Source organism: Cupriavidus pauculus, from assembly GCF_002858765.1.
Classification (GTDB): Bacteria; Pseudomonadota; Gammaproteobacteria; order Burkholderiales; family Burkholderiaceae; genus Cupriavidus; species Cupriavidus pauculus_B.
In genome coordinates this window covers 780,260-789,049 of record NZ_PJRP01000002.1, presented here as the reverse complement: position 1 = coordinate 789,049, position 8,790 = coordinate 780,260, and the positions used below count along the sequence as shown (strand labels likewise).

The window sequence follows — 8,790 nt, the reverse complement described above, 5'->3', positions numbered from 1 at the left end:
ATTGAGGCATGAGCGGGCTCGCTGGTTTGGGGGCGTGGCGTCGATCCATGCAGTGTAGGCGCCACAGGGACCGCGACATGGCTCGCCAATGAACCCGATGTGACTCAATCGGCTATCTTCATCGTGCGCTCGGGGTCTTTCTCGGCGGCGTGGCCGTGGAAGCTGGTCTTCCTGGGCAACCGCGTCGACCGCGCCACGGGCGCTCGCACGTTCGCGAGCTTCGATGCCGAATACTGGTTGCCCGCCAAATTGCTGGAAGGCGGCCGCCCGAAGGTGGAGACGCCCACCCCTGCATGGCTGAAAGCCTGGAAATCGCGTGCCCTCCCCATCGGCCTGTTTGCCGCGTTTCTGGTGGCCGTGGCCGTGGCCCATGCCTTCCGCGACAAGCTCACGCGCCGCGCCACACAGCGCAACAAGTGGCCAGTCAACGCGTTCAAATACAGCGCCTGGGTCATCAGCATCGTGTTCGTCGGCTTTGGCGCGATGGCACAGCCGTCCGTCACGCAGGTGCTGACCTGGGTGCATTCGCTGCTGTTCCAGTGGCGCTGGTCGCTGTTCCTGTCCGATCCATTCGTGTTCCTGTTCTGGATCTTCATCGCCGCCACGGTGCTGATATGGGGACGCGGGCTGTTCTGCGGATGGCTCTGCCCGTTCGGGTCGCTGTCCGAGGGCATGTTCCGCATCGGCCGGCTGATCGGGCTTCGGCGCTTTCAGTCCCAGTTGCCGCGCAAGGTCCATGACAAGCTGAAATGGCTGAAATACGGTGTCTTCGCAGGCCTGCTGGGTGTCTCGCTGCTGTCGATGGGCCTGGCCGAGAAGCTTGCCGAGGTCGAACCGTTCAAGACGACCTTCCTGGTCGGCATCCAGAATCGCGCGTGGCCGTTCGGGCTGTTCGTCTGCGCCATCCTTGGCCTTTCGCTGTTCACGGAGCGGCCCTACTGCAAGTACCTGTGTCCGCTGGGCGCATCGCTGGCCATTCCAAGCATGTTCCGGGTCTTCGGCATCCGCCGCAAACCCGATTGCACGCGCTGCAAGGCTTGCGCGGTCGGCTGCGGTGCGCAGGCCATCGACGGCAAGGGCCGCATCGATCCGCGCGAGTGCCTGCTGTGCCTGGACTGCATGGTGCTCTATACCGATGCCCATGCCTGTCCGCCGCTGGCGAAGGAACGCAAGCGGCGCGAGCGCGACGGGCAGCCGCTCTCCCGCATCGGCCGCGACGGCTACTTCATCCCCATCGTGCCGGTCACCAGCGGCGAGACGCGCCAGACACGGCAGACTGACACTGAGGCAGCGCCGTGATCGATACCATCCGACGCTGGCTGCTGGGGCTCGCGTTCATCACGAACGCGGCCGGTGCCGCCGTGATCGACGTCCAGCCGGGTGCGTCGATCCAGCAGGCGATCGCGGCCGCACGAGACGGCGACGAGATCCGCATCGCGCGCGGCTACTACGAAGAAAACCTGCGCATCGACAAGCCGCTGACACTGCGCGGCGTGGGCCGGCCCACCGTCAGTGGCGGGCTGCGCGGCAACACCATCACCGTCACGGCGCCGGACGTGACGCTCGACAGCCTGATCGTGCGCGATTCCGGCGACAGCCTGAAGCACCAGGAATCCGGCATCTACATCATGCCCGGCGCGCATCGCGCGGTCGTCAGCGGCTGCGAGCTGACCTACAACCTGTTCGGGCTCTGGATCGAAAAGGCCAACGATGTCCGCGTGGCAAGCAACGTGATCACCGGCAAGCGGGATTTCCAGTCGTCGCAACGCGGCAATGGCATCCAGCTCTACAACACGCGCGGGGCGCGGATTCTCGACAACCAGATCAGCTTCGTGCGCGACGCCCTGTATGTGGATGTGTCGCACCATGCCGTTTTCCGTGGCAACCGGCTGCACCATAGCCGCTACGGCAGCCACTACATGAATTCCTACTACAACCTCTGGGAAGACAACGACAGCTACCGCAACCGCGGTGGCCTGGCCCTGATGGAAGTGCGCGACCAGACCGTGCGCAACAACCGCACCTGGGGCAATGTCGACCACGGCATCATGCTGCGCACCGTGCAGGACGCCGTGGTGGAGCGCAATATCGTCGCCGACAACGCGCGCGGCTTCTTCATCTACGACGCCGAATACGTGACGCTGCGCGGCAATCTCGTGATCGACAACCGGGTGGGCGTGCACCTGTCCGCCGGGTCCACGCGCAACGTGGTGCAGCGCAATGACTTCATCGGCAACCAGGAGCAGGTGCGCTATGTGGGCGCACGCGACGAGCCCTGGGGTGATGCGGCCGGCAAGCCGGGCGGCAACCACTGGAGCAACTACCTGGGCTGGGACCGCGATGGCGACGGCATCGGCGACGTGCCCTATGAAGCCAACGACGTGGTGGATCGCCTGACCTGGCGGCATCCGGCCGTCAAGCTGCTGTTTGCCAGCCCCGCCGTGCAGGCGCTGCGGGTGGTGTCCCGACAGTTCCCCGTCATGCGTGTGCCCGGTGTGGTCGATGCCGCGCCACGCATGGCCCCCGATCACCCGCAATGGAGTCACTGGCGTGACCAACCCTAGAGAATCCGCACCCGGCGCATCTGGTGCATCTTCCGCATCCGGCGCAGGCGCCCCTGCCGTGGTCCTGCGCGACGTGGCCCGGTACTACGGCGCCGTGCGCGCCGTCGACGGTGTCAGCCTGCAGATGCATGCCGGCGAGATGTTCGGCCTGATTGGCCACAACGGCGCAGGCAAGAGCACGCTGTTCAAGATGATGCTGGGCCTGGTGCCCGCGTCGCGCGGCACGATCGAGATCGACGGCGCCGCCGTGGGCACCGCCGCGTTCCGCGCCGCTCGTCGGCGCATCGGGTATCTGCCCGAGAACCTGGTGCTCTACGACAACCTCAACGGGCTGGAGACGCTGCGCTTCTTCGCCCGCCTGAAAGGCGCGGATGCGCAAGACTGCCCCGCCCTGCTGGATCGATTCGGGCTGGCGCACGCGGCACGGCGCCCGGTGCGCGAGTATTCCAAGGGCATGCGGCAGCGGCTGGGCTTTGCGCAGGCGTTGCTGGGCGCGCCACGCGTGCTGTTCCTCGATGAACCGAGCAACGGCCTGGACCCACTGGCCCTGCGCGACGTGCATGCGATCCTGCGCGAGCAGAAGGAAGCGGGCGTCACCATCGTCATCACGTCGCACATCCTCAGCGAACTGCAGGAGCGCGTGGACCGGCTGGCGCTGCTGGCCAACGGCCGCGTGCAGGCGATGGGCACGGTCGACGCGCTGCGCGGACGCCACAAGTTGCCGCTGCAGCTGCGCGTGCGCATTGTGCCGGGCACCCTGCCGGTGATCCGCCGGCGGCTCGAATCGGTGCCCGAAGTGGTACTGCACGGCGCTGACGGCCTGGATTTCCGGCTGGATTGCCCGCGCGAAGCTAAGATGACGCTGGTCGGGCTGCTGGCCGACTGTATCGACGACCTGCGCATCGACGAGCCCACGCTCGAGGATGTATTCTTTGGCGCGGAGCCCCGGCATGCAGTGCATTGAATGGCGCCAGATCGCTACCGTGGCGAACAAGGAGTTCCGCGACCGCCTGCGCAACCGCTGGGTGCTGGCCATTGCGCTGGTCTTCGCGGCGTTCTCGCTGGTCATCGGCTATTTCGGCGGCGCGCAGCAGGGCGAGATCGGCATGCGCTCGGCGGCGTTCGTCGTGGCCAGCCTGGTCAGCCTGGCGATCTACCTGATCCCGATGATCGCGCTGCTGCTGGGGTTCGATGCGATTGTCGGCGAGCGCGAGCGTGGGTCGCTGGACCTGCTGCTGGCCTACCCGCTGACGCGCCTGGAACTGCTGCTGGGCAAGTACCTGGGTCTGGCGGCCGCGCTGACGCTTTCGACGCTAGCGGGCTTTGCCACTGTGGGCGTGCTGCTGTTCGCACAGTTCGGCACCGGCATGCTCGGCCAGTTCCTGCGCTTCGTCGGCAGCGCCGTGCTGCTGGGGCTGGCGTTCCTGAGCATCGCGGTACTGCTGTCGGTGGTGGCGCGCGATCGCGCCCGGGCCTCGGGGCTGGCCATCGCCCTGTGGCTGTTCTTCGTGCTCGTGTTCGATCTGTTGCTGCTTGGCACGCTGGTGGCCACGGGCGGCCAGTTCGGCGACGCCGCCATGGCCGCGGTGCTGCTGCTGAACCCCGCCGACCTGTTCCGCATCCTCAATGTGTTTTCGCTGGACGCCGTGCGCGACATGTACGGCCTGGCCAGCGTCGTCCCTCCTATTCTCGCCAACCCCTGGGCACTCGGCAGCGCCATGCTCGCGTGGATTGGCGCGCCGCTGTTGCTTGCCATCTGGAGATTCCGGACATGAATCGCACGCGTCTTACCCGTCGCACCGTACTGATGGGCCTCGGCCTGCTGTCGCTCCAGAGCCTGCTGGCCGCATGCTCGCGCTCGGCACAGGTCGCCATCGGGGCGGCCGACTTCGACCCGGCCACCACCTGCGACCTGGACGGCATGCTGCTGGCCGACTATCCCGGTCCAAAGGCGCAGATCTTCTTCGGCGACCAGACCCGGCCGGTCTGGTACTGCGACACCGTGGAAATGTTCAGCACGCTGCTGCGGCCCGAGCAGGTGCGCAAGGTGACCGCCGTGTACACCCAGGACATGGCACTGGCAGACTGGGACAAGCCGCGCGGACACTGGTTCGACGCCCGGACCGGCTTCTACGTGGTCGGTAGCAAGCGCCGGGGGTCGATGGGGCCGACGATTGCCGGATTCCGGCAGGAAGACGCCGCGCGGAAGTTTGCCGATGCGTTCGGCGGCAAGGTGGTGCGCTTTGCCGACGTGCAGCCCGACATGGTCGACCTGAGCGGCGGCGCCATGCATGACCACCGGATGTAGCGGCATCCCGCACCCGCAGCAGGGCCAATACGCCCGGCGCGGGGGCGTGCTACCGTGCGGCCTTTCCGGACGTACATCCCGACGCACGTCGGCATGCAAGGTCCGTCATCCGCACGCAAGCACGCAATGGAGGCCGTCATGCAAATCGCTTTCCTTGGACTCGGCACGATGGGGCTGCCGATGGCCACAAACCTGCTCAAGGCCGGCCATCCGGTACGCGCCTGGAACCGCTCGCCCGGCCCCGTCGACAAACTCGTCGCACTCGGCGCGCACGGCGCCACCACGGCTGCCGAAGCCGCGCAAGGTGCCGACGTACTGATCACGATGCTGGCCGACGACGCCGCTACGCGCGACACCATCCTCGGCGGTGGGGCGCTCGACGCGCTGACCAAGAGCGCCATCCATATCAACATGGGCACCGTCTCGGTAGCGCTGGCGCGTGAGCTGGCCGCGTTGCATGCGGCGCGTGGCGTGGCCTACATCGCCGCCCCGGTACTGGGCCGCGTCAACGTGGCCGAGGCCGGCCAACTGAACATCCTCGCCGCTGGCGACGCCCAGGCACTGGGCACCGTGCAGTCCCTGTTCGACGTATTGGGCCAGAAAACCTGGCTTTTCGGCGGCAAGCCGGAGCAGGCCAACGCGGTCAAGCTGGGCGTGAATTTCATGATTGGCGCCGCGATCGGCGCCATGAGCGAGGGCGCGGCGCTGGCGCAGGGCTACGACGTCGACCCGGCCGCGTTCCTCGACCTGGTCACCTCCACAGTGTTCGCCGCGCCGGTCTACAAGATCTACGGCGGCGCCATCGCCGAGCAACGCTTCGAGCCCGCCGGCTTCAAGCTGGCACTGGGCGGCAAGGACGTCAGGCTGGCCCTGGAAGCCGGCGAACAGGCCAACGTACCGATGACCCTGGCCAGCACGCTGCGCGACGCACATATCGAGGCCATCGCGCATGGCGATGGGCACAAGGACTGGGCGGCGCTGGCGCTGACGGCACGGCGGCGGGCGGGACGCGGTTGAACTGAACTGAACTGAACTGGACGAAGTTCGGCGCTGAGTCGGAATAGCGGCAGAAAAAAAGGGGTTACGGCAAAAACCGTAACCCCTTTCATTTTCAATGGTGGGCCTCCCGTGAGTCGAACACGGCACCAACGGATTATGAGTCCGCTGCTCTAACCAGGCATGAGCTAGAGGCCCTTAGAAGGCGTGATGCTTAGCTGCCTTCCAGGAAGCTCTTCAGCTTGTCGGAGCGGCTCGGGTGGCGCAGCTTGCGCAACGCCTTGGCCTCGATCTGACGGATACGCTCGCGCGTGACGTCGAACTGCTTGCCCACTTCTTCCAGCGTGTGGTCCGTGCTCATTTCGATGCCGAAACGCATGCGCAGCACCTTGGCTTCGCGCGGCGTCAGGCTGTCGAGCACGTCCTTCACCACGCCGCGCATGGAACCATGCAGCGCCGCTTCGGCCGGGGCCAGCGTGTTCGTGTCCTCGATGAAGTCGCCCAGATGCGAATCGTCGTCGTCACCGATCGGCGTTTCCATGGAGATCGGTTCCTTCGCGATCTTCATGATCTTGCGGATCTTGTCCTCGGGCATCTCCATCTTCTCGGCCAGCGTTGCCGGATCCGGCTCGTTGCCGGTTTCCTGCAGGATCTGGCGCGAGATCCGGTTCATCTTGTTGATCGTTTCGATCATGTGAACCGGGATACGGATCGTGCGAGCCTGGTCGGCGATCGAGCGCGTGATGGCCTGGCGGATCCACCACGTGGCGTACGTGGAGAACTTGTAGCCGCGGCGGTATTCAAACTTGTCCACCGCCTTCATCAGGCCGATGTTGCCTTCCTGGATCAGGTCCAGGAACTGCAGGCCACGGTTCGTGTACTTCTTCGCGATCGAGATCACCAGGCGCAGGTTGGCCTCGGTCATTTCGCGCTTGGCTTCGCGGGCACGACGCTCGCCTTCGGACATCTTGCGATTGACGTCCTTCAGCTCCTTCAGCGGCAGCACCACGCGGGCCTGCAGGTCGATCAGCTTCTGCTGCAGCTCGTGCACGGCCGGGACGTTACGCTCGACGATCGTGCTGTACGCCTTGTTGTCGGCGACGATGGTCTCGATCCAGTCCAGATTCGTCTCGTTGCCGGGGAAGCGGGCCACGAAGTCGGCGCGCGGCATGCCGCACTTGTCGACCACGATGTTCAGGATGGCACGTTCGAGCTTGCGGACTTCGTCCACCTGGCCACGCAGCGTGTCGCACAGACGCTCGACGTTACGCGCGGTGAAGCGGATGCCCATCAGCTCGGACTGAATGGCTTCCTGAGCCTTCACGTACGGCTTCGACTTGTAGCCTTCCTTCTCGAAGGCGCGGCGCATCTTGTCGAACTGCTCGGCGATGATGCGGAATTTCTCCAGCGCGGCCAGCTTCAGTTCTTCCAGCTGACGGGCCGACGCCCCGGCGCCAGCGCCGTTTTCGTCGTCGTCGTCCTCGTCGCCGTCCTCTTCGCCGTCTTCCTCCGATTCCTCGTCCTCGTCAGCTGCTGCGGCCGCGGCGGCCGGCGAGCTGTCCTGGACTTCCTCGGCGTTCGGATCGATCAGGCCATCGACGAATTCGTCGATCTTGATCTCTTCGTTGGCGATGCGCTCGGCGCTGGCCAGGATTTCCGAAATCGTGACCGGGCAGGCCGAAATGGCCATGACCATGTCCTTCAGACCGGCTTCGATACGCTTGGCGATCTCGATTTCGCCTTCGCGCGTCAGCAGTTCCACCGTACCCATTTCGCGCATGTACATGCGGACGGGGTCGGTGGTGCGGCCGAATTCGGAATCGACGGTGGACAGCGCGGCCTCGGCCTCTTCCTCGGCCTCTTCCTCGCTGGTGGCCGACGGGGCGTTGTCGTTCAGCAGCAGCGTCTCGGCGTCCGGCGCCTGTTCGTAGACGGCGATGCCGATGTCGTTCAGGGTGGCGACCAGCGTGTCGATCGTTTCCGAATCGACCATGTCGTCCGGCAGGTGATCGTTGATTTCCGCATAGGTCAGGTAGCCACGCGACTTGCCCAGCTTGATCAGCGCCTTCAGCTTCTGGCGGCGGACCTCGAGTTCTTCCTCGCTACCAGCCTGGTTGGACGAAGCGAATTCCTTGAGCAGCGCCTTTTCCTTGGCCTTGCGGTCCTTGGCCTTCTGCTTTTCGGTCTTGGGAGCCGCCGCGGGCGTGGCGGGCGCGTCGTTGTCGTAAAGCTCTTCAGTCACGTCTGCGATGGTGCTGTCTTCTTGCTGCATCTCGGCCTTGGGCTTGCGGCCACGCTTTTTCGGCTCCGGCTTGACGGCCGGAGCGGCGGGACGCTCGGATGCAACGGGTGCGGGAGTTGCGGCACGGGCTTTTGGCGCGGCGGCAGCGGCGCCAGCCTTGGCGCTGCTGGTCCGGGTGCCGGCCGTCGTTGCCGCACGCTTGCTCTCGACTTCGGTATTCTGCTGTTTCGCCACGGTGATACTCTTGCCTTTCACTGTTGCAGCGGCATCACTGCCGCTTGTATTGGCGCTGCTGCCGCTCTCGCGTGCCGAAGTCGAGGGCTTTGAATTTTCGGATGTGCGATTCCTGGCGGAAGTGGTTCCGGCGGGCGCTGAAGCGCTCCGCACGGACTTTGCTGGCGCAGACCGGGCTGATGTCGTCCTGACTGACGCGGTCGATGTCTTCGCCGCCGTTGTTTTCACGGACGCCTTGCCGCTCCCTGATTGGGGAGCTTTGGAGGGAGCCTTCTCGGCTGCCCTTTCGGTTGCTTTGGCCTTTGCCATTGGCACGCTCACTTTCGCCAGTATTGGAGAGAGATTTCGCAATCCAAACCGGGCATTGTAGCACGTCACCAATCCCCGGCTTCCTGTCAGGTGGGGTTTTCACCTGAAAAATCAAGGCTTAAGCGATTAGACCCCGG

General features: G+C 65.3%; 7 protein-coding genes, 1 tRNA gene and 1 pseudogene. 7 read left to right on the top strand and 2 right to left on the bottom strand.

Annotated features, from left to right (window positions below; all coding sequences use genetic code 11):
* Positions 1–93: 93 nt before the first annotated feature.
* The 6 genes and pseudogenes from CYJ10_RS08460 to CYJ10_RS08435 all read left to right on the top strand — a co-directional run.
* A pseudogene (locus CYJ10_RS08460) lies at positions 94–1,299 on the top strand (4Fe-4S binding protein); the annotation flags it as partial.
* Positions 1,296–2,564 (top strand): nitrous oxide reductase family maturation protein NosD, encoded by a 1,269-nt coding sequence (locus CYJ10_RS08455; RefSeq protein WP_374703238.1) that lies wholly within the window; start codon positions 1,296–1,298, stop codon positions 2,562–2,564. The pseudogene CYJ10_RS08460 and the gene CYJ10_RS08455, both read left to right, overlap by 4 nt.
* 58 nt (positions 2,565–2,622) lie before the next feature.
* Positions 2,623–3,528 (top strand): ABC transporter ATP-binding protein, encoded by a 906-nt coding sequence (locus tag CYJ10_RS08450; protein WP_257993176.1) that lies wholly within the window; start codon positions 2,623–2,625, stop codon positions 3,526–3,528.
* Entirely contained in the window at positions 3,515–4,339 is an 825-nt protein-coding gene (locus CYJ10_RS08445; RefSeq protein WP_180862860.1) for an ABC transporter permease, read from the top strand. The genes CYJ10_RS08450 and CYJ10_RS08445 overlap by 14 nt, the downstream gene beginning before the upstream one ends.
* Positions 4,336–4,872 (top strand): nitrous oxide reductase accessory protein NosL, encoded by a 537-nt coding sequence (locus tag CYJ10_RS08440; protein WP_101681029.1) that lies wholly within the window; start codon positions 4,336–4,338, stop codon positions 4,870–4,872. Before CYJ10_RS08445 ends, CYJ10_RS08440 begins: the two co-directional genes overlap by 4 nt.
* 138 nt (positions 4,873–5,010) lie before the next feature.
* Positions 5,011–5,889, top strand: coding sequence for an NAD(P)-dependent oxidoreductase (locus tag CYJ10_RS08435; RefSeq protein ID WP_101681075.1), 879 nt, complete (start codon positions 5,011–5,013; stop codon positions 5,887–5,889).
* A gap of 98 nt (positions 5,890–5,987) precedes the next feature.
* Here the strand turns inward: CYJ10_RS08435 and CYJ10_RS08430 are convergent.
* Both CYJ10_RS08430 and rpoD read right to left on the bottom strand, forming a co-directional pair.
* Positions 5,988–6,066 (bottom strand) — tRNA-Ile (locus CYJ10_RS08430).
* 16 nt (positions 6,067–6,082) lie between these two features.
* Positions 6,083–8,365: an RNA polymerase sigma factor RpoD gene (rpoD, locus tag CYJ10_RS08425; protein ID WP_180862859.1), complete on the bottom strand. Its 2,283-nt coding sequence runs from the start codon at positions 8,363–8,365 to the stop codon at positions 6,083–6,085.
* Here rpoD and CYJ10_RS34045 point away from each other — a divergent pair.
* Positions 8,355–8,714 (top strand): hypothetical protein, encoded by a 360-nt coding sequence (locus CYJ10_RS34045; protein WP_257993175.1) that lies wholly within the window; start codon positions 8,355–8,357, stop codon positions 8,712–8,714. The genes rpoD and CYJ10_RS34045 overlap by 11 nt on opposite strands.
* Positions 8,715–8,790 lie beyond the last annotated feature (76 nt).